The sequence below is a fragment of the Pseudomonas sp. SA233 genome, assembly GCF_054792385.1.
Genome location: NZ_CP096449.1, coordinates 2032744 through 2055352, shown reverse-complemented (window position 1 = coordinate 2055352; position 22609 = coordinate 2032744). Strand labels below are relative to the sequence as shown.

Below are 22609 nucleotides of genomic sequence, written 5' to 3'. Positions count from 1 at the left end.
TCGAGGCGTCGAACCGCCGCGAACACCGGCGAAGCCGGTGCCATACACCGCGTCGCCGTCTTCGCGGGTAAACCCGCTCCCACAGGGGCCGTGAGGCCCCTGCAATTCCGGATCAGTGCACCGGCAGCTCGACGCCTTCGAACAGGTCTTCCAGCTCCTGTTTGTTATGGCACTGAATGGCCTTGGCCATCACTTCACGGGTCAGGTGCGGGGCGAACTTTTCAATGAAGTCGCACATGAAGCCACGCAGGAAAGTGCCGCGGCGGAAGCCGATCTTGGTAATGCTGGCTTCGAACAGCTCGCTGGCATCCAGGGCCACCAGGTCGCTGTCGAGTTTGGTGTCCACCGCCATCTTGGCGACGATCCCCACGCCCAGCCCCAGGCGCACATAAGTTTTGATCACGTCGGCGTCAGCGGCGGTAAAGACCACTTTCGGCGTGAGGCCGCGGTGGTTGAACGCTTCGTCCAGCTTCGAACGCCCGGTGAAACCGAACACGTAGGTAACGATCGGGTATTCGGCGACCGCTTCCAGGGTAAGCTTTGGCAGCTTGGTCAACGGATGGCCCTGCGGCACCACCACGCAGCGGTTCCACTTGTAGCACGGCATCATGATCAGGTCGCCGAACAGCTCCAGTGCCTCGGTGGCGATGGCGAAGTCCACCGTACCGTCCGCGGCCATTTCGGCAATCTGCATGGGCGAACCCTGGTGCATGTGCAAGGAGACTTCCGGGTACTGCTTGATGAAATTGCTGATCACCGGCGGCAAGGCATAACGCGCCTGGGTGTGGGTGGTGGCGATGGACAGCGTGCCTTTTTTCTCGTTGGAGAACTCCTGGGCAATCTGCTTGATGCTTTCGACCTTGCGCAGGATTTCGCCGGCGGTATTGATGATGCGCTCACCCGCCGGGGTAACGCGGGTCAGGTGCTTGCCGCTGCGGGCAAAGACTTCAACACCCAGCTCATCCTCGAGCAGGCGGATCTGCTTGCTGATACCTGGCTGGGAGGTATACAGGCTCTGCGCCGTCGCGGAGACGTTGAGGTCATGGTGCGCCACTTCCCAGATGTAGCGCAGTTGTTGAAGCTTCATAGGTTTCCCTCGGTTCAGCGATGAGTCCGCGGCAGCAGGCGGCGACGATATATAACTATATTAGTGGTTCTGGAAATAAATCTAGAACTATTTTGTTACATACCACCCCGAAATGGCCTACGGCCATCTTCATGCTTTCCTACGCCCCAAATGCTGCGCCAGCGGCACCATGTATACCGGTACCGGCGACAGCTGCAGCAGCCGTACCGCCGTGCGCCCCAATGGAACATCCACGCCGGCGCCGGTACTGTGGCTACCGAAAATCAGCAGATCGACGCTCAGCCGCTGTGCCTGGTCGAGGATCACCTGCGCTGGGTCGCCCTGGCGTACCCGCACTGCCTTGATCACTGCCAGGTCAGCCTCCTCGCCAAGTTCGTCGCGAAAGTTTTCCAGCACACGCTGCTCGATATTGGCCATCACCGTATTCACCCCCTGGCTGTGCAACTGGTCGAGCGTCTGTTCATCGAGGTAGCTCTGCAGGAGAGATTCAGCGAACTGGCCCATGGGCTCCACCGCATGGATCACATACAACTCGGCGCCAAATGTGCGCGCCAGCGCCAGCGCGTGTTGCATGACAAAAGGGGCGTAGACACCGAGGTCGGTGGCATACAGCATGGAGTGGATCATTCGACCTCCTCGACTGCCGCTGCGGCAGAGCAAGCTTCAGCTTAGCAGCGCGCCGGACGCACGCTTTGCCGTCCGGCGCGCTGCCGATGCGGGCTGGAGCGCCCCGACGGGGCCAGAGCCACCCTCAGCGGGGCTGTTCGCCCCGGTCGATGAAAGCCAGCGCCTGATACAGCATCTCCATGCGCGGCAAGCGGCAGCCTGCCGCACGCGCCCGCGCCAACGGCTCGCCATAGATGGCCTGCAGCTCCAGCGGGCGCTTGTGGACATGGTCGTGGTACATGCTGGGCCAGTAGTCGGGCATGCGCTCGGTCACCTGGAACAGGTGCTCGGCATACCCCTTGGGCAACACATGGCCACATGCCGCCGCGCCTTGTACTACCTCCGCCATCAAGGCCTGGATCAGGGCACGGCCATTACTGTCGGCCATCAACGGCGTGGTGCTGGCTCCGAGCAGCACCGACAGGCCGTTATAGGGTACATTCCATACCAGCTTCTGCCAGCGTGCCTGGGCCAGGTCGGGCATGGCCTGCGAGTCGATGCCCGCAGCCCGGAACAGCTCAGCACCTTCATTGACCAGCGCGGCACCGCCATCGTTTGCCGGCCCGCTGTGGTAGCCAAGGTTGACCGCGCCCAGGGCCTGGTGGCGGATCACGCCGGGCGCCTGGCGGTTGACGCAGATGAAACACAGGCCGCCGAGCAGGTGCATGTCGCTGCGCAAGGCCGGGCGCAACTGCTCCTCCACGCCCAGGCCGTTCTGCAGCAGCACCACCTTGGCGCCCGGTGCGGCCGCCTGCACGATCAGCGGCGCCAACTGGTCATTGCTGGTGGCCTTGGCCCCCACCAGCAGCCAGTCGCAGGGCGGCATGCCGGCGGCACTGGAATAGGCCTGCACCTTTATCTGCAGTTTGCCATGCTCGGCACTTTCCAGGGTCAACCCCTGCTCGCGGACAACCTCGTACTCGCTGCGCAAAAGAAAATGCACATCGAAGCCGGCCCGGGCCAGCATCAACCCATAGAAGCCGCCGATGGCGCCACTGCCGATGATGCCGATACGTGGTGTGTGCGGATGCATGCCGATCTCCTGGTAAAAGTCAGCCCTCTTTTTACACAGGTTGCGCGGCGCTGGGCAGCCCACGCTCGGCAAACACCTGCCATCTCGGAAAAACCCCACACGGACTGGGCCCAGCCCATTGTCGCGCCACCTGTAACGCGCTAAGGTTCGGCTCCCCGCTGCGATTATTCTTGCTGCTGGGCCGCACGGGGATAGTTGGCGGCCGGCACCCGTGACCTGACGAGTAACACGATGGCTGATTTACCGATCGATGACTTGAACGTTGCCTCCAACGAGACCCTGATCACACCCGATCAGCTCAAGAAGGAAATCCCCCTCAGCGCCAAGGCCCTGCAGACCGTGACTGCCGGCCGTGAAGTGGTGCGAAATATTCTCGACGGCAAGGACCATCGCCTGTTCGTCGTGGTCGGCCCTTGCTCGATCCACGACATCAAGGCCGCCCACGAGTACGCCGAGCGCCTGAAAGTGCTGGCCGAGGAAGTGTCCGACACGCTGTATCTGGTCATGCGCGTGTATTTCGAAAAACCGCGTACCACCGTCGGCTGGAAAGGCCTGATCAACGACCCGTACCTGGATGACTCGTTCAAGATCCAGGATGGCCTGCACATCGGCCGCAAGCTGCTGCTGGACCTGGCCGAAATGGGCCTGCCGACCGCCACCGAAGCGCTCGATCCGATTTCTCCGCAGTACCTGCAGGACCTGATCAGCTGGTCGGCCATCGGCGCCCGTACCACCGAATCGCAGACCCACCGCGAGATGGCTTCGGGCCTCTCCTCGGCAGTCGGTTTCAAGAACGGCACAGACGGCGGCCTGACCGTTGCCATCAACGCCCTGCAGTCGGTATCCAAGCCACACCGCTTCCTCGGCATCAACCAGGAAGGCGGCGTGTCGATCGTCACCACCAAGGGCAACCCGTACGGCCACGTGGTACTGCGCGGCGGCAACGGCAAGCCGAACTACGACTCGGTCAGCGTCGCCCTCTGCGAACAGGACCTGGCCAAGGCCAAGATCAAGGCCAATATCATGGTCGACTGCAGCCACGCCAACTCCAACAAGGACCCGGCCCTGCAACCACTGGTGATGGAGAACGTCGCCAACCAGATCCTCGAAGGCAACCAGTCGATCATCGGCCTGATGGTCGAGAGCCACCTGAACTGGGGCTGCCAGTCGATTCCGAAGAACCTGGACGAGCTGCAGTATGGCGTTTCGATTACCGATGCCTGCATCGACTGGTCGGCTACCGAGAAGACCCTGCGCAGCATGCGTGCCAAGCTTAAGGATGTGCTGCCGCAGCGTAAGCGCGGCTGATGCAATAAAAGAGCGGGGCCGCTTCGCGCCCCATTCGCGGCACAAGGCCGCTCCTACAGGGTTATGCGATTTCCTGTAGGAGCGGCCTTGTGCCGCGAATGGGCGCGAAGCGGCCCCGCTTTTTTTACAGAATCAGACCTTGCTCGAATGCCGCTGCTGGCGCTCCATGTAGCGTTCCACGTACGAGCAGGACGGAATCACCGTGTAGCCCATCTGCTCAGCATACTCCAGGGCCCGCTCGGTCAGGGCGGCAGCAATCCCGCGGCCGCGCAGGGCGTTGGGTACGAAGGTGCGATAGATGTCCAGCGTCTGTTTGCCCAGATCCATGTACGTCAGATAGGCACGATGACCGTCCACGCTGGTCTCGAACTGATGACCGGCCTGGTCATGATGGATGGTCAGCGCTTCGCTCATCACTACTCCTCGCAGGTCTTCTCGGCAGACCCATACCTTAACCGATGGTGGTTTATCCGGCACAGAATCCTCTACGCCACCTGTTGCCCACTTCGACCACTGGACGATTGCAATCGTTCGGATCTTCTGGCACTCACAAGATAGTAGGCGTCGCAGGCGGGATTGCTCAAGGTGGTGGCGGTTAAAAATGGCGAAAATGCGGCCAAATGCCATTCTTGACGGCGCGCCCTGCTGCAACCGGATGTACTAGGGCTTAAGACGCTGGCAGACAGTTAGAGTCACCCTTAGTTCAACAAAAAAGTTCCTGTACCACAGTCGCTTGCGAAGCCTGCACGTTTTTTTCACGGGCGTGTCGCAAATCTTGTCGGAAAGGCGTCAAGCAACATTTTTTTTGCAGTTCTTGCGCTTAGTCAGTTTACTTACTACAAGTAATGGGTACTATGTACGCCGGCCAGTTTCTCTTTTCCGAGAGATGGCTATTTAATAGAAAGTCCTTGAAGGGGAACACGATGAACAACGTTCTGAAATTCTCTGCTCTGGCTCTGGCCGCAGTTCTGGCTACCGGTTGCAGCAGCGTATCCAAAGAAACCGAAGCTCGTCTGACTGCGACTGAAGACGCAGCAGCTCGCGCTCAAGCTCGTGCTGACGAAGCCTACCGTAAGGCTGACGACGCACTGGCAGCCGCTCAGAAGGCTCAGCAGACCGCTGACGAAGCCAACGAGCGCGCTCTGCGTATGCTGGACAAAGCCAGCCGCAAGTAATAATCCTCACGGATTGTTATGAAGCCGACCCACTTGTGGGTCGGCTTTTTTATTGCCTGCGCACAAGGCAAACGCGCCAGGCAGAAACGAAAAGGCCTGCACTAAGGCAGGCCCGGGTGTGTCGCAATTACCTTACTGCAGTTCGGGCGGAATGCTCGAAACCATTGGCGCACCACCCTGGTTTTCGGTCGGTACGGCAATTTCCACCGGCATGCCATCTTCCGCGGCCACCACATCACGCACCATGTCCCAGTTCATGCGTAGGTTATTGGCCAGGTCTTCTCGCTTGAGCAAGGCATTGATAACAGCAGTGTGTTTATCGACCACCGACGGATTACCCTGGTCGTCCAGCGGCGTGTGCGCCTCCAGATAGACCTTGCCACCACTGATACCGAACTTGTAGGGCTCGTTGATGATGCGCACCGGCGTACCCACCGGCACCATCTTCGACAGTTCCAGCACGTTGTTGTTGAGCATGCGGAAGCAACCGTGGCTGGTACGCATGCCAATGCCGAACTTCTTGTTCGAACCGTGGATCAGGTAGCCCGGCACGCCGAGGGTGAACTTGAACGGCCCCAGCGGGTTGTCCGGGCCGGCCGGCACCACGCTCGGCAGGATGTCGCCGTCAGCCGCGTGCTCGGCACGGATGGACGCTGGCGGTGTCCAGGTCGGGTTTGGCGTCTTGGCGGTGATCTTGGTATTGGCGATCGGCGAACCCCAGCCTTCACGACCGATGCCCAGCGGGAATGTATGCACCACGTTCTGCCCTTTCGGGAAGTAGTACATACGGTATTCGGCCAGGTTGATGACGATGCCCTCACGCGGGCCAGGCGGCAGGATGTAGCGGGTCGGCAGGATGATCTCGGTGCCGGCACCTGGCAGCCATGGGTCCACGCCCGGGTTGGCGGCGATCATTTCCAGGTAGCCGAGGTCGTTGGCAGTGCCGATATCGGCAAACGTGTCCTCGTACTTTGCCTTGATCACATGCACCTGGCCGATGATGTCTTCACCGGGTGGTGGCAGTGGCAGCTCCAGCGCAGCAGCGGGGCCTGCTACCAGCAGGGCGGCCAGGGACAGGCTACGGGTGACGGCAGGAAAGCGCGGCAACATCCGGTAAATCCTTCGAAAGGTGGGTCAAGAGAATCGATTGTACACCCGCGCCGATGCAAGCGGGAGGCATTGGCGCCATGCAAGCGTTTCAGATGATGAAAGGTGCGGCGTTCAGCCGCCCTGCAGCTCCGGCCACACCGGGCGCATGCCGCGCCGCTGGGCATCGAGGATGGCGCGGCACAGGTCGCACAGACGGCCGTCGCGGTAGATCGAGCGCGGCACCCCCGACCAGCGCGGTTGCGCCGGCAGCAGGCCACCGCACAAGGTGCGGTCGGCCGGTACGCCCAGCTCCAGCTGGCGGGCCACGAGGTGGACGCGGATTTCCTGGCAGGCGAACAGGTCGAGCTGCTCATCAGGCTCGATCAGTTGGTAGGCATACAGGGACCAGGCAGGGCGCGGCATCGGTGGCACTCGAAACGGGGGGCGCAACATTAGCCGAAAGCAGGCGCCGTTTAAAGCGTCACAGCAAGGGTTTTATCGCCGGCCAGGCATTTTCCAGCAGGCGCTGCTGAGCAGCCTGGGCCGGGTGAATGCCATCCGCCTGCATCAACTCAGGCACGCCCCCTACCCCCTCGAGGAAAAACGGCACCAGCGGCACCTGTTTTTCTGTCGCCAGCTGTTCATACACCTGGGCGAAGGCGGTGGTGTAGCGCACGCCATAATTGGGTGGCAGGCGCATGCCCAGCAGCACCACCTTGGCACCGGCCTTGCGCGAGCTCTCGATCATCGAGGCAAGATTTTGTTGCAATTGCGCTGGCGACTGCCCACGCAGGCCATCGTTGCCGCCCAGTTCCAGTACCACCAGGCTCGGCTTGTGCGCTGCAAGCAGCGCCGGCAGCCGCGCCTGGCCACCTGCACTGGTGTCGCCGCTGATCGATGCATTGACCACCTTGTCGTCGAAACCTTCGTTCCGCAGGCGGGTCTGCAACAGGGAAACCCAGCCCTGGCGGGTATCCAGGCCAAAACCGGCGCTGATACTATCGCCGACAACCAGCAGTGTTCCCGCCGCCGCGCTCTGGGCCAGGCAATACAGGGCCAGACCGGCACTCAACCACCACACTCGCATCGGATTCTCCATGGGCCCCAGCATTCTCGTTGCGCAGAACCTTAGCAAAGTGGTCCCCAGCGCGGAAGGTGACCTGACCATCCTGCACGCCCTGTCCCTCGACCTGGCCCAAGGCGACAGCCTGGCCATTGTCGGCGCCTCGGGTTCGGGCAAGTCGACCCTGCTTGGCCTGCTCGCCGGCCTCGACCAGCCCAGTGCCGGCAAGGTCATCCTTGCTGGCCACGACCTGGGGCCACTGGATGAAGACCAGCGCGCGCGGGTGCGCGCCGAACATGTGGGTTTCGTGTTCCAGTCGTTCCAGTTGCTCGACAGCCTCAATGCCCTGGAGAACGTCATGCTGCCGCTGGAGCTGGATGGCCGCCGCGATGCCCGCGAACACGCGCGCACCCTGCTCGAACGGGTCGGTCTGGGCAAGCGCCTTAGCCACACTCCGCGCCAGCTTTCGGGCGGCGAACAACAACGGGTGGCCATCGCCCGCGCCTTCGCCGCGCAACCGGCAGTGCTGTTTGCCGACGAACCCACCGGCAATCTCGACAGCCACACCGGCGAACGCATCAGCGACTTGCTGTTCGAACTGAACAAGGAGCGCGGCACCACCCTGGTGCTGGTTACCCATGACGAACGCCTGGCCCGGCGCTGCCGCCGCCAGATTCGCCTGGATGCGGGCCGCCTGGTGGCCCCGGCGGAGGCCTGATGACCCACATGCCGCTGTCCCGCCTGTGCGGCCTGGCCCTGCGCCAGTTGCTGCGCGACATTCGCGCAAGCGAAGTGCGCGTGCTGTTCTTCGCCCTGCTGGTGGCGGTCGCGGCCAGCACTGCCATCGGCTATTTCGGTGCCCGCCTCAACGGCGCCATGCAACTGCGCGCCAGCGAGTTCCTTGGTGCCGACCTGGTGCTGCAGGGCAGCGCCCCGGCCCGCGACCAGCAGATCGAGGCCGGCAAGGCGCTGGGTCTGCGCCACGCCCAGGTCGTCGAGTTCACCAGCGTGGTCGGCGGCGACAACGGCATCCAGCTGTCCAGCGTCAAGGCTGCCGACGGTGCCTACCCATTGCGCGGGCAAGTGCGCAGTGCTGCGCAGCCCTATGCCACAGAAACCCCGGGCGGCGGCCCGGCACCTGGCGAAGCATGGGTCGAACCACGCCTTTTGGCGGCATTGGGGCTGAAGGTTGGCGACAGCATCGACGTGGGCATGAAGACGCTGCGCATGAGCCGCGTACTGACCTACGAACCGGACCGCGCCAACAACTTCTACAGCCTTACCCCACGGGTAATGATGAACCTGGCCGACCTGCAAGCCACCGGCGTGATCCAGCCGGGCAGCCGGGTCACCTACCGCGACCTGTGGCGCGGCGATGCCGAAGCGCTGGCCCAGTACCGCGGGGCACTGAAAAAGGACCTGGCCGCCAACCAGCGCCTGCGCGACACCCGCGATGGCAACCAGCAGGTCGGCGGCGCGCTGGGCAAGGCCGAGCGCTACCTGAACATGGCCAGCCTGGTGGCGGTGCTGCTGGCAGGCGTTGCCGTGGCCCTGTCGGCCAGCCGCTATGCCGCACGCCGCCTGGACGCCAGCGCCCTGCTGCGCTGCCTGGGCCTTTCGCGCCGCCAGGCACTGGGCCTGTACTGCCTGCAGCTGGCCATGCTCGGCCTGGTCGCCGCGCTGGCCGGCGCCCTGCTCGGCTGGCTGGCACAACTGGGCCTGTTCCGCCTGCTGCATGGCCTGTTGCCAAGCGTGGTGCCTGCAGGCGGCATCGTCCCAGCCCTGGCCGGCATCGCTACCGGGCTGGTAGCCCTGGCCGGTTTCGCCCTGCCGCCAATTGCCGCGCTGGGCCAGGTACCGCCGCTTCGCGTGCTGCGCCGCGACCTGCTGCCGATACCGCCCAGCAGCTGGCTGGTGTACGGTGCGGCCCTGTTTGCACTGGGCCTGATCATGTGGCGCCTGAGCCTCGACCTGCTGCTCACCTTCGCCCTGCTCGGTGGCGGCCTGGTCGCCGCGCTGCTGCTCGGCGGCCTGCTGCTGCTCGGTTTGCGCAGCCTGCGCCAATTGCTGGCCGGGGCACCACTGACCTGGCGACTGGGGCTGGGCCAACTGCTGCGCCACCCCATGGCCGCTGCCGGCCAGGCCCTGGCCTTCGGCCTGATCCTGCTGGCCATGGCGCTGGTCGCGCTGCTGCGCGCAGAACTGCTCGACACCTGGCAAGCGCAGCTGCCCAAGGATGCACCCAACCATTTCGCCCTGAACATCCTGCCGGATGATCGTGAGCCCTTCGCCCAACACCTGCAGCAGGTCAATGCCACCTCGGCGCCGCTGTACCCGGTGACACCCGGCCGCCTGGTAAAAATCAACGAGCAACCGGTGCAGCAGGTGGTCAGCAAGGACTCGGCAGGTGAGCGCGCCGTTCAGCGCGACCTCAGCCTGACGTGGGCAGCCGAGCTGCCCGAAGGCAACGCACTGACAGGCGGCAACTGGTGGCAGGCGTTGCCCGCCGAAGATGAAATCCCCGGTGTGTCGGTGGAGGCAGAACTGGCCAACAGCCTGAAACTGCAACTGGGCGACCTGCTTACCTTCGACATCGGCGGCCAGCAACGCCAGGCACGGGTCAGCAGCCTGCGCAGCGTGCACTGGGACAGCTTCCAGCCGAACTTCTACATGATCTTCCAACCCGGCACGCTGCAGGGGCTCCCGACCACCTACCTGACCAGCTTCTATCTGGCACCGGGCCATGACCTGGATGTGGTGGCGCTGTCACGGGCATTCCCGGCAGTGACCATCCTGCAGGTGGACGCCCTGCTCGATCAGCTGCGCAGCATCCTCGCCCAGGTGACCCTGGCGGTCGAGTATGTGTTGCTGTTCGTGCTGGCAGCCGGGCTGGCGGTGCTGTTCGCTGGCTTGCAGGCAACGCTGGACGAGCGCATCCGCCAGGGCGCCTTGCTGCGTGCGCTGGGCGCGGCGCGGCCATTGCTGGTCAAGGCGCGGCGGATCGAGTTCGGCTTGCTGGGTGCGGCCAGCGGCTTGCTGGCGGCGGTAGGGTGTGAGCTGATTACCTTGGTGCTGTACCGCTATGCCTTCGACCTGCAATGGAGCCCGCATGTGTGGTTGCTGCTGTTGCCGCTGGCAGGGGCGCTGCTGGTGGGTGGTGCAGGGGTGCTGGGGACGCGGCGGGCATTGAATGCCAGCCCGTTGGCGGTCTTGCGGGAAGGGTGAGACTTACCTGTCAGGGCCCTATCGCCGGCAAGCCAGCTCCCACCTCGACCGCACAGACCTCAAGCCCTGTGCAGTACCTGTGGGAGATTTCCCAGCCCTTTTGGGCTGCGCTGTCGCGCAGAGAACCAATATCGCTCGTCTGACGCGGCCTTTGTAGGAGCAGCCTTGTGCTGCGAAGAGGCCGGTACAATCAACAGACAGGCTTTGTCAGTACCGGCCTCTTCGCAGCACAAGGCTGCTCCTACAGAACCTCGCCGAACCAATGAGTCATGTGTTGTTCTATGGGAGCTGCCTTGCCGGCGATAGGGCCACAACAGGCAACATCACATCACTGCCCGTAGCTGATGCTGTTTACATACCAGGTCGCTTCACCGGTAGGCGTGTGCACCACCACCTCATCACCCTCCTCCTTCTTCAGCAAGGCGCGAGCCATGGGCGAGTCGATCGAGATGTAGTCATTGCGCCCATAGATCTCGTCATACCCGACAATGCGAAACTTCATGGTCTCGCCGTCGTCGTTCTCGATCTCCACCCAGGCACCGAAAAACACCTTGCCCTCCTGCTGCGGCGAGTAGGCCACCACCTTCACATCCTCAAGACGCTTGCGCAGGTAACGCACCCGACGGTCGATCTCGCGCAGCAGCTTCTTGTTGTACTGGTAGTCGGCATTCTCGCTGCGGTCGCCCAGCGAGGCCGCCCAGGTAACCTTCTGGGTAATCTCCGGGCGGTACACCCGCCACAGATGGTCCAGTTCTTTCTTCAGCGTCTCATGGCCTTCCGTGGTGATGATATTGGTACTCAACAGCGCGCTCCTCAGCGGCGGGTAATCAGGCCTTGGCGCGCGATACGGGTGAGGTGGCCGATGATATCGGCGGCCTCGTCCGGCGCCGGGGCCTGGATCACGGCCAGGTCGAAACGGTCATTGCCATACTGCTCGAGGTGGCAGCCGGTATCGGCGAACTGGATCAGAAAGGCACGCGCCTGGCCCTTGCGCCTGGACAGGCCTTCAAGGTGACGCAAAAGAGTGGGTTGATGCTGGCCGCCGAGCAGGATGCGCGGTGTGCGGGACGCCTGGCTGGCAGGCAAGGGGCTCAAACAGACACTGGTACGTGGGCAACTCATGGAGCTTCTCTCCGCCTCGCGAATCCCGCTGGGCAGCGGTGGGAGGCGTCACCGAACCAGCGCTTTAGCGGTATTTCGGATGACCCGGAGAGGGGCTTTCCTGCGCCCCGCAAGTAGCTGTTTAAATCGGCGCAGACGGTATGCTAGAGCTACAAGCGGCAAGATACAAGCCTCAAGCCGAAAGTGATCGGCCTGAGGCTCGTATCTTGGCATTTGCGGTGTATCAGCGGGCGATCAGGCGGTCCAGCGAGAAGCGGCCAGCGCCTTCGATCAGCACCGCGACGGTGCCAGCCAGCAGGGCCAGGCCGAACTCATAGCCGTTGTTGGACATGAACAGGCCGTTGCCGATGTGCACCGAGAGGATCGCCACCACCAGGGTTACCGCCAGCACCAGGGCCGCCGGGCGGGCCAGCAGGCCGATCACCAGGGCCAGGCCGCCGAAGAACTCGGCACTACCGGACAGCAGGGCCATCAGGTAACCCGGGGCCAGGCCGATGCTCTCCATCCACTGGCCGGTGCCTTCCAGGCCATAGCCACCGAACATGCCGAACAGTTTCTGCGCACCATGGGCAATGAAGATGATGCCGACCAGAATACGGATGACGCTCAGGCCAGCGCCGGCGCGGGTGGAGAACAGAGCGTTGAGGGTAGCGTTGTTCATGTCGAAGACTCCTTGAAGCGAGGAAAGTTGTGTTGGGATGGACGCCATCATAATCGATCTAATAGATATGAAAATCGCAAAAAACCCAACATAACAATCGACAAAATCGATTTGTCAGCGCTTAGCTACACGCTCCAGCGCAGCACGTTCCCGATTGAACGCTACAAAGTACTTGTTGACGCTGTTGACGAAGTTGACTGGCCCCATGCCCACCTGCTCCATGGCGATGCGTTCGGTCTGGAAGAACCACTGGTCGCCATTCAGCCCGCGACGCCGCGCCTCCGCACGCATGGCCTGGACCCGCTCGGGCCCCAGGTTGTAGGCCGCCAGGACGAAGGCCATGCGCTCGCGCTCGTTGATCTTGGCGCTGGCAAAGAACTTGCGCCGGATCAGCGCCAGGTAGCGGGCACTGGCCTGGACATTGCCATCCACCGTGGCGGTGTTGCTCACACCCACGCGCTGCGCCGCCGAAGGGGTGATTTGCATCAGGCCATGGGCCCCTCCGGTGCCACGCGCTGCCGGGTTAAGCGTCGACTCCTTGAAGGCCAGCGCGGCCAGGTTTAGCCAGTCTATCTGCTGCGCATCACCGTGCTTCTGCAGCACCCCCCGCAGCGCGGTGAGGCGCTGGCGATTCTTGCGGGCCAAGGGGTCGTGCACCCGGTACTGGCGACGGTAGATGCGCTCGAACGCGGCGTCCTGGTTGTCCGGCGCCCGGTAGCCCTGCAGAAAGCGATCGACCGTGGCCAGCAACTGCGGCGCATCGCGCCCCACATACCAACGCATGGCTTGCGGCGCCCCCAGTTTTACGCGGCTGTCCAGCCTCAGGCGCGGCATCACCCGGGCCCAGCGCCGGGCGATCGGCTGCTCGACCACGGTCAGGTGATAGATGCCGGCCTGGACCATTTCCAGCACATCCTCCACCGCCAAGGTCGAGTCGACCCACTCCACCTTGATCGGCGCGCGCTTGCGCAGCGCCAGCTGCTGGTTCACCTGCTGGATCAACGGGCCGGCCGCGCTGGCGCTGGTCAGGGCCACGGTACGCCCGGACAACTGCTCGACATGGCTGAAACTGCGCTCGCCCTTGCGCCCCACCAGCAGCAGCGGCACCTGGTCGAGCACTGGTGCGCTGCTGCTGACCCCGCGCACCACGGCGGGGTCGAGCAGCTCGCCCGGCGCGGCCAGGTCGCCCTCGCCACGGGCCAGGGCGCCCAGCAACTGCTCCTTGGCCCGCGGGATCAGCTTTAGCTGGATCTCCTGGCCATCGTCGGCGCGGGCATTGAGGTAATGCTCCAGGGCACGCAGGCGGTAGTATTCAATACCGACCGGCTCGCCCTTGACCTCACCGGAGCTGTTGCGGCTCTGGTTGACCAGCACCCGCAGCACCTGGCTGGTGCGAATCTGTTGCAGGTCACGGACCTTGGCAGGCGCGATGTTCTGCTGCGGCCCGGGCGCGCGCGCATGGGCAGGCCCGGTCAGGGTCAGCCCAAGCGTCAGCAGGAAAATGAGCCAGCATCGCTGCATGCGAAAACGTGTCCGTTGTCGGTGGGCGGCATCCGTGGGTTGTGCCGCCAAGAGAAATGACGGCAAAAGACCACGGCAACAGCATGAAGTTCTTGGCTTTTTCAGAAAAACAAGGTTTTTGCTATGCTGGCCGCCCCGCGGCACGAGGTAGCACCATGCAACTGATCGATATCGGCGTCAACCTGACCAACAGCAGTTTCCACGACCAGCAGGCGGCAATCGTCGAGCGCGCCCTTGAGGCCGGGGTCACGCAAATGGTGCTGACGGGCACCAGCCTGGCGGTCAGCGAACAGGCGCTGGAGCTGTGCCAGCAACTGGATGCGAGCGGCGCGCACCTGTTCGCCACGGCAGGCGTACACCCTCATGATGCCAAAACCTGGGATGCCGGCAGCGAGCGCCAGTTGCGCCAGCTGTTGAGTGAACCACGTGTACGCGCCGTGGGTGAATGCGGCCTGGACTTCAACCGGGACTTCTCCCCTCGCCCGCTGCAGGAAAAAGCCCTGGAGGCACAACTGGCACTGGCTGCCGAGCTGCGTCTGCCGGTGTTCCTGCACGAACGCGACGCCAGCGAACGCCTGCTGGCGATCCTCAAGGATTACCGCGACCACCTGGCCGGCGCAGTAGTGCACTGTTTTACCGGCGAGCGCGACGCGCTGTTCGCCTACCTGGACATGGACCTGCACATCGGCATTACCGGCTGGATCTGCGACGAACGCCGTGGCACCCACCTGCATCCGCTGGTGGGCAACATTGACGAGGGGCGGCTGATGCTGGAGAGCGATGCGCCTTACCTGCTGCCGCGCAGCCTGCGGCCCAAGCCGAAGAACGGGCGCAACGAACCAGCGTTCCTGCCAGAAGTGTTGCGTGAAGTGGCCTTGCACCGGGGTGAGTCGACCGAACACACGGCGGCACATACCACGGCAACGGCGCGGGCGTTTTTCCAACTCCCCTGAACCCGACGCGTTCTCCTGTAGGAGCGGCCTTGTGTCGCGAAAGGGCCGCAACGCGGCCCCGGCAATCTATCCGCTGAAGCTGAAAACCTGGGGGCGCTTCGCACCCCTATCGCGACACAAGGCCGCTCCTACAAAAGCGCAGCAGAACTTGCGGCGGAATTTTCTTGATACACATCAAGAAAGGCCCTGGCTTGCGCAGGCACAATGATGGCACCTTGCCAATATTGTTCCCGCTCAACTCAGAGAAGACCTGCCCATGGGTGCCTGGCTTAGTAATGTTTCCCTGAAGTACAAGTTCTGGGCCGTCAACGCGGTGGCCTTTGTCACGACCTTGCTGCTGGTGCTGTATGCCGTGCATCTGGAGCAACGCGCCCGCGCCGAGGCCGCGCAGGCCCAGGCGGCCGCGCAGGCGCAACTGCTTGCTGCCTGGCCGGCCGGCCAGCCGCTGCCCCGCCCGGCCAACGTCATCAGCTGGTCAGCCGGGCAAACGCCCACCTTCGCGGGCGAACCCCTGGAGGCCCTGCGCAATGCCCAAGGCTGGGTCGAACTGCCTGCCGCCCGGCTCTTGGGCAACAACCCGCTACAGGGCGCGCAGGTACTGCGCAACGGTGATCAGCAAATGGCCGTGCTGGCCCAGTCGCCAAGCCTGCGTCAGGTGTTCTTCGACCGATTCAGCAACTACGCGGTATGCGTACTGATCCTGATGCTGGCCATGCTCGGCGCCTCGCAGTTGCTGATCCGCTTCCTGCTCAGCCAGCTCAACACCCTCAAGGATGTGATGCTGCACGTGGAAAAGACCGGCGACCTGTCGGCCCGCGTGCCGTTGGCCTGTGGTGACGAGGTCGGCCAGATGGCCGGGGCCTTCAATGCCATGCAGGCGACCTACCACCGCGTGGTCAGTACTGTCGCCCACACCGCTGCGCAACTGGACTCCGGTGCCGCGCGCCTGGCCGCGAGCATGAGCGACGTGCGCCACGGCATGCTCGGCCAGCAGAGCGAGACCGACCAGGCCGCTACCGCCATCAACGAAATGTCAGCAACGGTGCACCACATCGCCCAGCATGCCGGCGCCACCCGTGACCTGTCACAAACAGCCGACGCCCTGGCCGGTAGCGGCCAGGAGGTGGTCAGCCGGGTACAGGACTCGATCTCCGGGCTGTCCAGCGGCGTGCAGCAAACTGCCGAGATGATTCGTCAACTGGCCGAAGACAGTCAGAAGATCAATGGCGTGGTCAGTGTGATCCACAGCATCGCCGAGCAGACCAACCTGCTGGCGCTCAATGCCGCCATCGAAGCAGCGCGCGCCGGCGACCTGGGCCGCGGCTTTGCCGTGGTGGCCGATGAAGTGCGCAACCTGGCCAAGCGCGTGCAAAACTCCACCGACGAGATCACCACCATGGTTTCGGCCCTGCAGTCGGGCACCCGGGATGCAGTGGAGTTCATGCAGGAAAGCTCGTACAAGGCCGACGACTGCGTCCGCCAGGCCCAGGAGGCCGGCGAAGCACTGGCCGAAATTACCGGTGCCGTGGCGCAGATGCGCGAAAGCAACACCCAGATTGCCGTGGCAGCCGAGCAGCAAAGCCAGGTGGCCGAGGAAATGAACCGCGCCGTGGTGAGTATCCGCGATGTCACCGAACAGACCGTGCAACAGACCGTGGGCTCGGCAACCACCAGCAGCGAACTGGCAACCTTGGCCGGTGAACTGAACAAGGCCATTGGCCAGCTCAAGCTATAGTCACCATAGCCAGCCTCGATTGGCCCCCGCCTGGGGGGCGCACTAAGCTTTGGGCATGACCGAGAGGAAATGCCCATGAGCAAACGCCTGCCCAACCTGCCCGCCTGGCAATGGCGCGGCTACCACCACAATCACCGCCACCCGGCCAACCTGGTGCTGCACCTGATCGCCGTGCCTTTGTTCATCCTTGGCACGTTGCTGATTCTGTCCGGCCTGTTCGGTCTGGACCTGGGCCAGATTGCCGTTGGCATCATTGCGCTGATCGCCGGCCTGGGCCTGCAACGCCAGGGCCATCGACTGGAAGCCGAGCAACCCGAACCCTTCGCCAACCGCAAGGATGCCGTGCAACGCCTGCTGACCGAGCAGTTCATCACCTTTCCGCGCTTCTTGCTGAGCGGGGCCTGGTGGAAGGCCTGGCGGGAACGACACAAGCATCGGCGCTGATGCCATTGGGGCTGCTCTGCAGCCCAATCGCGACGCAAGGCCGCTCCCACAAGAACCGCGCATGTCCTGAAATTTACGCGATCCTGTGGGAGCGGCCCTGTATCGCGATCGGAGCGCAACGCGCTCCCAGGCTCGGTCAGGCAAACACGGTAACCGTCTGCCGGCTCAAGGCCAGCAACTCGCCCTGCGCCGTCCTCAACGCAGCGGCCGCGTGCCCGTAACCATCCCGCGCATGCTCGGTTTCCACGCAATAACGGCACCAGTCCAGGGTCGACAGCTGCGCCCTGGGCTGCATGAATTCGATGGTCCAGGTCAACGTGCTGCCGGCAGCCGGCTGCTTGAGAAACGGCATCAGGCTTGGCGGCCAGGCATCGACCAGCGCCAGCAGGTGCGCCTCGTTGACCGGTTCTTCGGCCACCCCGCGCAAACGTACCCAGCCGCCCATTTGCCGCGACTGATTGCCACTGAACGGCAACCCACCCACCGCCCAGCGCAAGGCCACATGCTGCATGAACTCCGGAGTAACGCCTTTGATATGGGGTAGCTCGGGAGCTGCATCGTCGACCGCTTTCATTTCCTCGGCCGGCAAGGCTGGCACATCGACCACCGACGGCCGCCCTGCACCGAAATTGCCCTGCACCAGCGTCACTACCTGGCCGTCTTGAACGGCACGGCCCAGCAAGGTGCTGACAGCCTTGCCTTCACGCAGCACCTCTACATCGAAGCGGATTGGCACATCTGCCGCGGCTGGCGCCACAAAGCTGATGGCCAAAGAACGCACGGGGCGGTCATCGGAGATTTTCTGGCGCATGGCTTCATACACCATGGCCGCCATCAGCCCGCCAAAGGCGGCGCGCCCCTGGGCCCAGCTTGGCGGGACAGATACAGCTTCGGGGTTGGCCCGCACGGCGTCGAGCAGTTGGTTGAAATTCATTGGCCGGCTCCTGCCTGCTGCGAATAAGGTCTGCCCATCCTAGCCAGCAAACCCATGCCGATCAGCCCGCATTTCGGTCATTTTTCGGGCTTTCGCCGCGCCAACGCCTGCTGCAGTGCATCCAGCGTCGCATCCGAATGGCGCTCGGCCTCATGCAATTCCTGCTCCCAGGCGACCCTGCACGGCGCCAGGTCGGCATGCTCGCGCGCCTGCAGCAGCCATTGCAGGCGATCATGCCAGTCACCCAAATCGCCCTGGGCCTGCTTCAGCAAGCGCCGCAACTGCTTGCCCGCATGGTCGAGCTGCGGATAGGCCTCATCGCCATAGCGCGCACGCTTGATCAGCAAACGCAGGCGGTGGCGGTCGTGGGCCGGGTCCTGCAGCGCCTGGTACAACTTGCGCCACTGCTTGCCCAGGCGTTTGTCGATGCGCTTTTCCAGCGCCTTGACCAGGCCCTCGCGACCGGCTGCACGCATGAACAGCGGAAACGCGTCGACAATCGCCAGCACCCGCGTCAGCTCGGGGCTGGCGGCAACACTGGCGAATGTCCTGGCACGCCCTTCCAGGCGCCGCTGCCCGGCCTCGGCAAAACCATGCCCAATCAGTTCGGCCGCCAGCACCTCACGGTCGCGCAACGGCGTGGTGAGGGCACCCAACGACCTGGCGGCCTCCTCCAGCTGCTCCACCCCCGGCAGCCCTCGCAGCGGCCGCAGCAGGCTGCGCAGGCGCCGCAGGGTGGTGCGCAGGTCATGCAAGGCCTCGCTGTCGGTATCGGCAGCCAGGCGCTCGCGGCAGGCCAGCAGGCGCACCTGCAAGGCCACTATCTGGGCAACCACATGATCGAGCATGGCAGACATTGAAAGACGCTCCTTGGTCAGCGCCCGGCGCGAGACTCACGAATGTAGAAACGGGCCTTTTCGGCTTTTCTGGTACAGCTTTCATAACCTTCGAACTGCTGTTGGGTCTTGGCACCGGTCAGCAGCGACAAGGCCTTGGAGTAGCTCACGGCACCGGCAAAGCCTTCGGCCTTGGCCAGGTCCAGCTCCTTCCAGGCGGCATCCAGTTGGGTTGCGCAACTCTCGCGGTAGGCCGTCTTGCCCGCGCAGCCAGCAAGGGCCAAGGCAATCAGTGGAAGGCAGATCCAGGCTTTCATCGGTAATACCTCAATGGAAAAAACATTGGCTGTTCGACGCCCCGGCAGCTGAAAAGTGCCCTGCCCAGCCAGCTTGGCCCAGCCAGTTTTATTACAGTAGCTCAGCACGATGCACATTGAAGCACAGGTGGCGATGGGTGCATTGTAGGACCATGGTTGCACTGGCCGGGGAATGTTCATGAGCAAACGCGTGGCACTGGTACTGGGATCGGGTGGAGCCCGGGGGTATGCACACATCGGCGTGATCGAGGAAATCGAGCGCCGCGGCTACGACATTGCCTGTATCGCCGGCTGCTCGATGGGTGCGGTGATCGGCGGCATCTATGCCGCCGGCAAGCTGGAAGACTACCGCAACTGGATCGAGAGCCTCGACTACCTGGATGTGTTGCGCCTGGTCGATGTCAGCTTTCGCCTAGGCGCAATTCGCGGCGACAAGGTGTTCGGGCAAATCCGCAAGATCGTCGGCGAGATCAACATCGAGGAATTGCGCATCCCCTACACCGCGGTTGCAGCCGACCTCACCAACCAGCAGGAAATCTGGTTCCAGGAGGGCTGCCTGCACCAGGCCATGCGCGCCTCGGCAGCCATCCCCAGCCTGTTCACCCCGGTGATGCAAGGCAACCGCATGCTGGTCGACGGCGGCATCCTCAACCCGCTGCCGATCGTGCCGGTGGTGTCCAGCCACTGCGACCTGATCATCGCGGTCAACCTCAATGCCACCAACCAGAAGCAGTACCAGCTACCGGTGATCGAACGCCCGGCGGCGTTCAAGATGCGTTTCGATGCGCTACTCAGTTCGCTAGGTTCGCGCTTGCCGTTCCGGCGCAAGCCGGCGGAGGAGCTGATACGTATCGAGCAGGAAATCGTCGCCGAAGGGCTGGCGCCGCCTAACCCGTGGCTGGCCGATGCCGCCAACCCGGAAGGCCAGCAACCGGCGGCGGCACCGGAGCGCGAGGGTGCGCCAAAGTCTGCGACCGGCTCGTTCATCATCGACAACGTGGGGCCCGCTTCGCTGCTGGACTTGATCAACCAGAGCTTCGAGGTCATGCAGACCTCGTTGGCACAGTACAAGATCGCAGGCTATCCACCGGATGTGCTGATCAACGTGCCCAAACGAGTGTGCCGGTTTTTCGAGTTCTACAAGGCGCCGGAGCTGATTGCCCTGGGGCGAGAGATTGCGCGGGATACGCTGGATATCCATGAAGGGGTGAAACGCTAACACGGCCTGTACTGGCCTCATTGCCGGCATCGACGTCAAGACATGCGAAGCACATGTAGGAGCAGCCTTGCGCTGCGAAGAGGCCATCAGGGCCGAAGAGAATCTATTGCCCTGCTGGCCTCTTCGCAGCACAAGGCTGCTCCTACAGGGGTATCGAACAGGCCTAAAGCGCGGCGATGAGCATCAGAAACGAAACAGGCCGCACTGGGCGGCCTGTTCGTTCATGCATCCATCACCTTAGTAACGGGTGATGTCCGCCTTGGCTTCCAGCTGCTTGCGGTATGCCGCGAAGTCCTGCTGGCCAGCACGCGACGCGAGGTAGCGGCGGATCTGCTGCTTCTCTTCATCGGTGGCAGCAGCGCCTTCGTTGACACCCTTGAGCTGCAGTACCACCAGGCTACCGTCACGCAGCACGACGCTGCCATAAACCGGCTTGTCCTTGGCCTGTGGCTTGCCCAGGCGGAACAGCGCCTGCAGCTCGGCCGGGTCGATACCGTCCTCCCCGCGGGTAACTGCTTCATAGGCCTTCCAGCCCTGCCCTTCGTGCACACTGCCCGCTGCGATGGAACCGTCACGCAGGCCGGCAATCAGCTTGTCCGCCTTGGCCTTGAGCTCGGCAGTTGCCTTCTCCTTGGCCAGGTGCTCGCTGATGTTCTTGGCCACGGCTTCCAGCGGCAGCTGCTCAGGCTTGCGGTGCTCCTTGACGCGCAGCACCACGGTGGTTTCCGGGTCGAGCTCGATGGCGGTGCTGTTGGCACCCTCCTCCAGCACTTCTTCGGAGAATGCGGCCTGCACGACCGAACGGTTGGCAGTGATGCCTTCGCCACCCTCGCGGCCGAACGCTGCGGAGGTTTGCACCTTCAGGTTCAGGTCCTGGGCCGGCTGGGCCAGGTCCGAAGCCTCGTAGGCAGCATCCTGCAGCTGCTTGCTGGCATCTACGTAACGCTGCTCGACCAGCGGGATCTTCAGGTCACGGGTCAGCTTGTCCTTCAGGCTGGCGAAGCTCGGCACTTCCGGCGCCTGCACGCCCAGCAGCTTGATCAGGTGGTAGCCGAACTCGGTGCGAACCGGCGCCGAGACCTGGCCGTCCTGCAGCTTGTACAGCGCATCCTCGAACGCCGGGTCGTAAACACCCGGGCCGGCGAAGCCAAGGTCACCGCCGCTATTGGCCGAACCCGGGTCCTGGGAGAACTCCTTGGCCAGCGCGGCAAAGTCTTCGCCCTTGGCCAGGCGTTGCTCGATCTCTTCGGCGCGGGCCTTGGCCTGGGCGTCGGTGACCTTGTCGTTGACCTCGATGAGGATGTGCGCGGCATGGCGCTGCTCGGCGAGGTTGGCGATTTCCTTCTCGTACTGGGCCTTGAGCTCTTCGTCGGTCACCTTGACCTGGTCGAAGAACACCGACTTCTTCAGCTCGATGTAGTCGATCACCACCTGGTCTGGCGACATGAACTCCTTGGCGTGCTGGTCGTAGTGCGCCTTGATTTCTTCATCGCTGACCTTGACCGCGGCCGGGTCGGCCTTGAAGGTCAGGGAAGCGAAGTCACGGGTCTGCTTCTCGAGGCGGGCAAAGGCATCGACCTGCTGGTCGGTCACGAAGCTGCTGCCGGCCAAGCCGGTGCGCAGTTGGCCGATGAGCATTTCCTCGGCGAGCATGTCGCGGAACTGCATGCGGCCATAGCCCATCTGGCGAATGACCTGGTCGAAACGGTCGGCACTGAATTTGCCGTCCACCTGAAACTCCGGCGTCTGCAGGATCACCTGATCCAGTGCGGCTTCGGAGAAGGCGAATTTGGCATCTTCGGCGCCTTGCAGCAGCAGCTTGCGGCTGATCAGCCCCTTCAGTGCCTCTTCGCGCAGCAATTTGTCATCCAGCAGCGCCGGGTCGAAATCCTTGCCCAACTGTTGCATCAGCTGACGGCGCTGCATGTCGGCCGCCTGGCTCAGCTCGTTCTGGCTGATGGTCTGGCCGTTCACCTTGGCGGCGTCCTGGCTATGGGTGGCGGCCTGGAAAATGGCTTCGAAGCCGGTCAACGCCATCAACACGACGATAAGGCCGATGATGGTCTTGGCAATCCAACCTTGTGAATTGTCCCTGATATTTTGCAGCATGCGTCCCCCAGAAACGGTTGTACCACTGCGTCGACAACCGCGGAGCGTGGGTAGAAACCTGATAAAAGAAAGGCGCATCCGAGGATGCGCCTTTTCTTAGCAAACGTGTCAG

The 22609-nt window shown here is 63.3% G+C and carries 23 protein-coding genes; 8 read left to right on the top strand and 15 right to left on the bottom strand.

Annotation, left to right across the window (positions count from 1 at the left end; translation table 11 throughout):
• Positions 1-112 precede the first annotated feature (112 nt).
• From cysB to M1D87_RS09470, 3 genes are all read right to left on the bottom strand, one after another.
• On the bottom strand, positions 113-1087 hold the full coding sequence (gene cysB / locus M1D87_RS09480; RefSeq protein WP_013971904.1) for an HTH-type transcriptional regulator CysB: 975 nt from the start codon (positions 1085-1087) through the stop codon (positions 113-115).
• 129 nt (positions 1088-1216) lie between these two features.
• The gene (locus M1D87_RS09475) at positions 1217-1714 is read right to left on the bottom strand and encodes a universal stress protein (RefSeq protein ID WP_013971903.1); all 498 of its coding nucleotides are present in this window, start codon (positions 1712-1714) and stop codon (positions 1217-1219) included.
• A 124-nt stretch (positions 1715-1838) separates the two neighbouring features.
• On the bottom strand, positions 1839-2786 hold the full coding sequence (locus M1D87_RS09470) for a putative 2-dehydropantoate 2-reductase (protein WP_123085842.1): 948 nt from the start codon (positions 2784-2786) through the stop codon (positions 1839-1841).
• A gap of 231 nt (positions 2787-3017) precedes the next feature.
• On the opposite strand from M1D87_RS09470, the gene M1D87_RS09465 reads away from it, so the two are divergent.
• Positions 3018-4094, top strand: coding sequence for a 3-deoxy-7-phosphoheptulonate synthase (locus tag M1D87_RS09465; protein ID WP_013971901.1), 1077 nt, complete (start codon positions 3018-3020; stop codon positions 4092-4094).
• Positions 4095-4226: 132 nt separating this feature from the next.
• On the opposite strand, the gene M1D87_RS09460 is transcribed toward M1D87_RS09465, so the two are convergent.
• Positions 4227-4508: a GNAT family N-acetyltransferase gene (locus M1D87_RS09460; protein WP_003259781.1), complete on the bottom strand. Its 282-nt coding sequence runs from the start codon at positions 4506-4508 to the stop codon at positions 4227-4229.
• A gap of 509 nt (positions 4509-5017) precedes the next feature.
• Between M1D87_RS09460 and oprI the strand changes: the two genes are divergently transcribed.
• Positions 5018-5269, top strand: coding sequence for an outer membrane lipoprotei OprI (gene oprI / locus M1D87_RS09455; protein ID WP_003259780.1), 252 nt, complete (start codon positions 5018-5020; stop codon positions 5267-5269).
• Positions 5270-5401: 132 nt separating this feature from the next.
• Here the strand turns inward: oprI and M1D87_RS09450 are convergent, their stop codons facing one another.
• From M1D87_RS09450 to M1D87_RS09440, 3 genes are all read right to left on the bottom strand, one after another.
• Positions 5402-6379 carry a L,D-transpeptidase family protein gene (locus tag M1D87_RS09450; RefSeq protein WP_003259779.1) on the bottom strand — a complete coding sequence of 326 codons (978 nt, stop codon included), beginning with the start codon at positions 6377-6379 and terminating at the stop codon, positions 5402-5404.
• Between the two features lie 111 nt (positions 6380-6490).
• On the bottom strand, positions 6491-6781 hold the full coding sequence (locus M1D87_RS09445) for a hypothetical protein (protein ID WP_013971899.1): 291 nt from the start codon (positions 6779-6781) through the stop codon (positions 6491-6493).
• 58 nt (positions 6782-6839) lie between these two features.
• Positions 6840-7445: an arylesterase gene (locus M1D87_RS09440; RefSeq protein ID WP_232881013.1), complete on the bottom strand. Its 606-nt coding sequence runs from the start codon at positions 7443-7445 to the stop codon at positions 6840-6842.
• Positions 7446-7455: 10 nt separating this feature from the next.
• Here M1D87_RS09440 and M1D87_RS09435 point away from each other — a divergent pair, with 10 nt between their 5' ends.
• Together M1D87_RS09435 and M1D87_RS09430 are read left to right on the top strand one after the other, a co-directional pair.
• Positions 7456-8139, top strand: a complete 684-nt coding sequence (locus M1D87_RS09435) for an ABC transporter ATP-binding protein (protein WP_003259775.1) — start codon at positions 7456-7458, stop codon at positions 8137-8139.
• Positions 8139-10646 carry an ABC transporter permease gene (locus M1D87_RS09430; RefSeq protein ID WP_123085840.1) on the top strand — a complete coding sequence of 836 codons (2508 nt, stop codon included), beginning with the start codon at positions 8139-8141 and terminating at the stop codon, positions 10644-10646. Before M1D87_RS09435 ends, M1D87_RS09430 begins: the two co-directional genes overlap by 1 nt.
• Before the next feature lie 328 nt (positions 10647-10974).
• Here M1D87_RS09430 and greB read toward each other — a convergent pair whose 3' ends face one another.
• The 4 genes from greB to M1D87_RS09410 form a co-directional block, all read right to left on the bottom strand.
• Positions 10975-11448, bottom strand: a complete 474-nt coding sequence (gene greB / locus M1D87_RS09425) for a transcription elongation factor GreB (protein WP_123085839.1) — start codon at positions 11446-11448, stop codon at positions 10975-10977.
• Between the two features lie 11 nt (positions 11449-11459).
• Positions 11460-11768: a hypothetical protein gene (locus M1D87_RS09420; protein WP_123085838.1), complete on the bottom strand. Its 309-nt coding sequence runs from the start codon at positions 11766-11768 to the stop codon at positions 11460-11462.
• Positions 11769-11991: 223 nt separating this feature from the next.
• The gene (locus M1D87_RS09415; protein ID WP_015269705.1) at positions 11992-12429 is read right to left on the bottom strand and encodes a DoxX family protein; all 438 of its coding nucleotides are present in this window, start codon (positions 12427-12429) and stop codon (positions 11992-11994) included.
• A gap of 114 nt (positions 12430-12543) precedes the next feature.
• Entirely contained in the window at positions 12544-13950 is a 1407-nt protein-coding gene (locus tag M1D87_RS09410; protein ID WP_123085837.1) for an MltF family protein, read from the bottom strand.
• A 155-nt stretch (positions 13951-14105) separates the two neighbouring features.
• Here M1D87_RS09410 and M1D87_RS09405 point away from each other — a divergent pair, with 155 nt between their 5' ends.
• From M1D87_RS09405 to M1D87_RS09395, 3 genes are all read left to right on the top strand, one after another.
• Positions 14106-14903, top strand: a complete 798-nt coding sequence (locus M1D87_RS09405) for a TatD family hydrolase (RefSeq protein WP_123085836.1) — start codon at positions 14106-14108, stop codon at positions 14901-14903.
• 256 nt (positions 14904-15159) lie between these two features.
• Positions 15160-16638, top strand: a complete 1479-nt coding sequence (locus M1D87_RS09400; protein ID WP_061551416.1) for a methyl-accepting chemotaxis protein — start codon at positions 15160-15162, stop codon at positions 16636-16638.
• Between the two features lie 75 nt (positions 16639-16713).
• Complete coding sequence (locus tag M1D87_RS09395; RefSeq protein ID WP_039614332.1) at positions 16714-17082, top strand: Mpo1-like protein; 369 nt, start codon at positions 16714-16716, stop codon at positions 17080-17082.
• 136 nt (positions 17083-17218) lie between these two features.
• On the opposite strand, the gene M1D87_RS09390 is transcribed toward M1D87_RS09395, so the two are convergent.
• The 3 genes from M1D87_RS09390 to M1D87_RS09380 form a co-directional block, all read right to left on the bottom strand.
• Complete coding sequence (locus M1D87_RS09390; RefSeq protein ID WP_232881012.1) at positions 17219-18016, bottom strand: acyl-CoA thioesterase; 798 nt, start codon at positions 18014-18016, stop codon at positions 17219-17221.
• Between the two features lie 77 nt (positions 18017-18093).
• On the bottom strand, positions 18094-18873 hold the full coding sequence (locus M1D87_RS09385) for a CHAD domain-containing protein (protein ID WP_013971887.1): 780 nt from the start codon (positions 18871-18873) through the stop codon (positions 18094-18096).
• A 17-nt stretch (positions 18874-18890) separates the two neighbouring features.
• On the bottom strand, positions 18891-19169 hold the full coding sequence (locus tag M1D87_RS09380; RefSeq protein WP_003259403.1) for a hypothetical protein: 279 nt from the start codon (positions 19167-19169) through the stop codon (positions 18891-18893).
• A 178-nt stretch (positions 19170-19347) separates the two neighbouring features.
• On the opposite strand from M1D87_RS09380, the gene M1D87_RS09375 reads away from it, so the two are divergent.
• The gene (locus M1D87_RS09375) at positions 19348-20388 is read left to right on the top strand and encodes a patatin-like phospholipase family protein (protein ID WP_061551441.1); all 1041 of its coding nucleotides are present in this window, start codon (positions 19348-19350) and stop codon (positions 20386-20388) included.
• Between the two features lie 237 nt (positions 20389-20625).
• On the opposite strand, the gene M1D87_RS09370 is transcribed toward M1D87_RS09375, so the two are convergent.
• Entirely contained in the window at positions 20626-22497 is a 1872-nt protein-coding gene (locus tag M1D87_RS09370; protein ID WP_123085833.1) for a SurA N-terminal domain-containing protein, read from the bottom strand.
• Between the last annotated feature and the right edge of the window lie 112 nt (positions 22498-22609).

What these genes read in the sequence shown, in the direction of transcription:
- M1D87_RS09400 (WP_061551416.1), top strand. Translation starts at nt 15,160, where the DNA reads ATGGGTGCCTGGCTTAGTAATGTTTCCCTGAAGTACAAGTTCTGGGCC.
- cysB (WP_013971904.1), bottom strand. Translation starts at nt 1,087, where the DNA reads ATGAAGCTTCAACAACTGCGCTACATCTGGGAAGTGGCGCACCATGAC.
- M1D87_RS09430 (WP_123085840.1), top strand. Translation starts at nt 8,139, where the DNA reads ATGACCCACATGCCGCTGTCCCGCCTGTGCGGCCTGGCCCTGCGCCAG.
- M1D87_RS09370 (WP_123085833.1), bottom strand. Translation starts at nt 22,497, where the DNA reads ATGCTGCAAAATATCAGGGACAATTCACAAGGTTGGATTGCCAAGACC.
- M1D87_RS09470 (WP_123085842.1), bottom strand. Translation starts at nt 2,786, where the DNA reads ATGCATCCGCACACACCACGTATCGGCATCATCGGCAGTGGCGCCATC.
- oprI (WP_003259780.1), top strand. Translation starts at nt 5,018, where the DNA reads ATGAACAACGTTCTGAAATTCTCTGCTCTGGCTCTGGCCGCAGTTCTG.
- M1D87_RS09440 (WP_232881013.1), bottom strand. Translation starts at nt 7,445, where the DNA reads ATGCGAGTGTGGTGGTTGAGTGCCGGTCTGGCCCTGTATTGCCTGGCC.
- M1D87_RS09395 (WP_039614332.1), top strand. Translation starts at nt 16,714, where the DNA reads ATGAGCAAACGCCTGCCCAACCTGCCCGCCTGGCAATGGCGCGGCTAC.
- M1D87_RS09460 (WP_003259781.1), bottom strand. Translation starts at nt 4,508, where the DNA reads ATGAGCGAAGCGCTGACCATCCATCATGACCAGGCCGGTCATCAGTTC.
- M1D87_RS09445 (WP_013971899.1), bottom strand. Translation starts at nt 6,781, where the DNA reads ATGCCGCGCCCTGCCTGGTCCCTGTATGCCTACCAACTGATCGAGCCT.
- M1D87_RS09405 (WP_123085836.1), top strand. Translation starts at nt 14,106, where the DNA reads ATGCAACTGATCGATATCGGCGTCAACCTGACCAACAGCAGTTTCCAC.
- M1D87_RS09375 (WP_061551441.1), top strand. Translation starts at nt 19,348, where the DNA reads ATGAGCAAACGCGTGGCACTGGTACTGGGATCGGGTGGAGCCCGGGGG.
- M1D87_RS09475 (WP_013971903.1), bottom strand. Translation starts at nt 1,714, where the DNA reads ATGATCCACTCCATGCTGTATGCCACCGACCTCGGTGTCTACGCCCCT.
- M1D87_RS09420 (WP_123085838.1), bottom strand. Translation starts at nt 11,768, where the DNA reads ATGAGTTGCCCACGTACCAGTGTCTGTTTGAGCCCCTTGCCTGCCAGC.
- M1D87_RS09410 (WP_123085837.1), bottom strand. Translation starts at nt 13,950, where the DNA reads ATGCAGCGATGCTGGCTCATTTTCCTGCTGACGCTTGGGCTGACCCTG.
- M1D87_RS09380 (WP_003259403.1), bottom strand. Translation starts at nt 19,169, where the DNA reads ATGAAAGCCTGGATCTGCCTTCCACTGATTGCCTTGGCCCTTGCTGGC.
- M1D87_RS09465 (WP_013971901.1), top strand. Translation starts at nt 3,018, where the DNA reads ATGGCTGATTTACCGATCGATGACTTGAACGTTGCCTCCAACGAGACC.
- M1D87_RS09390 (WP_232881012.1), bottom strand. Translation starts at nt 18,016, where the DNA reads ATGAATTTCAACCAACTGCTCGACGCCGTGCGGGCCAACCCCGAAGCT.
- M1D87_RS09450 (WP_003259779.1), bottom strand. Translation starts at nt 6,379, where the DNA reads ATGTTGCCGCGCTTTCCTGCCGTCACCCGTAGCCTGTCCCTGGCCGCC.
- M1D87_RS09435 (WP_003259775.1), top strand. Translation starts at nt 7,456, where the DNA reads ATGGGCCCCAGCATTCTCGTTGCGCAGAACCTTAGCAAAGTGGTCCCC.
- M1D87_RS09415 (WP_015269705.1), bottom strand. Translation starts at nt 12,429, where the DNA reads ATGAACAACGCTACCCTCAACGCTCTGTTCTCCACCCGCGCCGGCGCT.
- M1D87_RS09385 (WP_013971887.1), bottom strand. Translation starts at nt 18,873, where the DNA reads ATGTCTGCCATGCTCGATCATGTGGTTGCCCAGATAGTGGCCTTGCAG.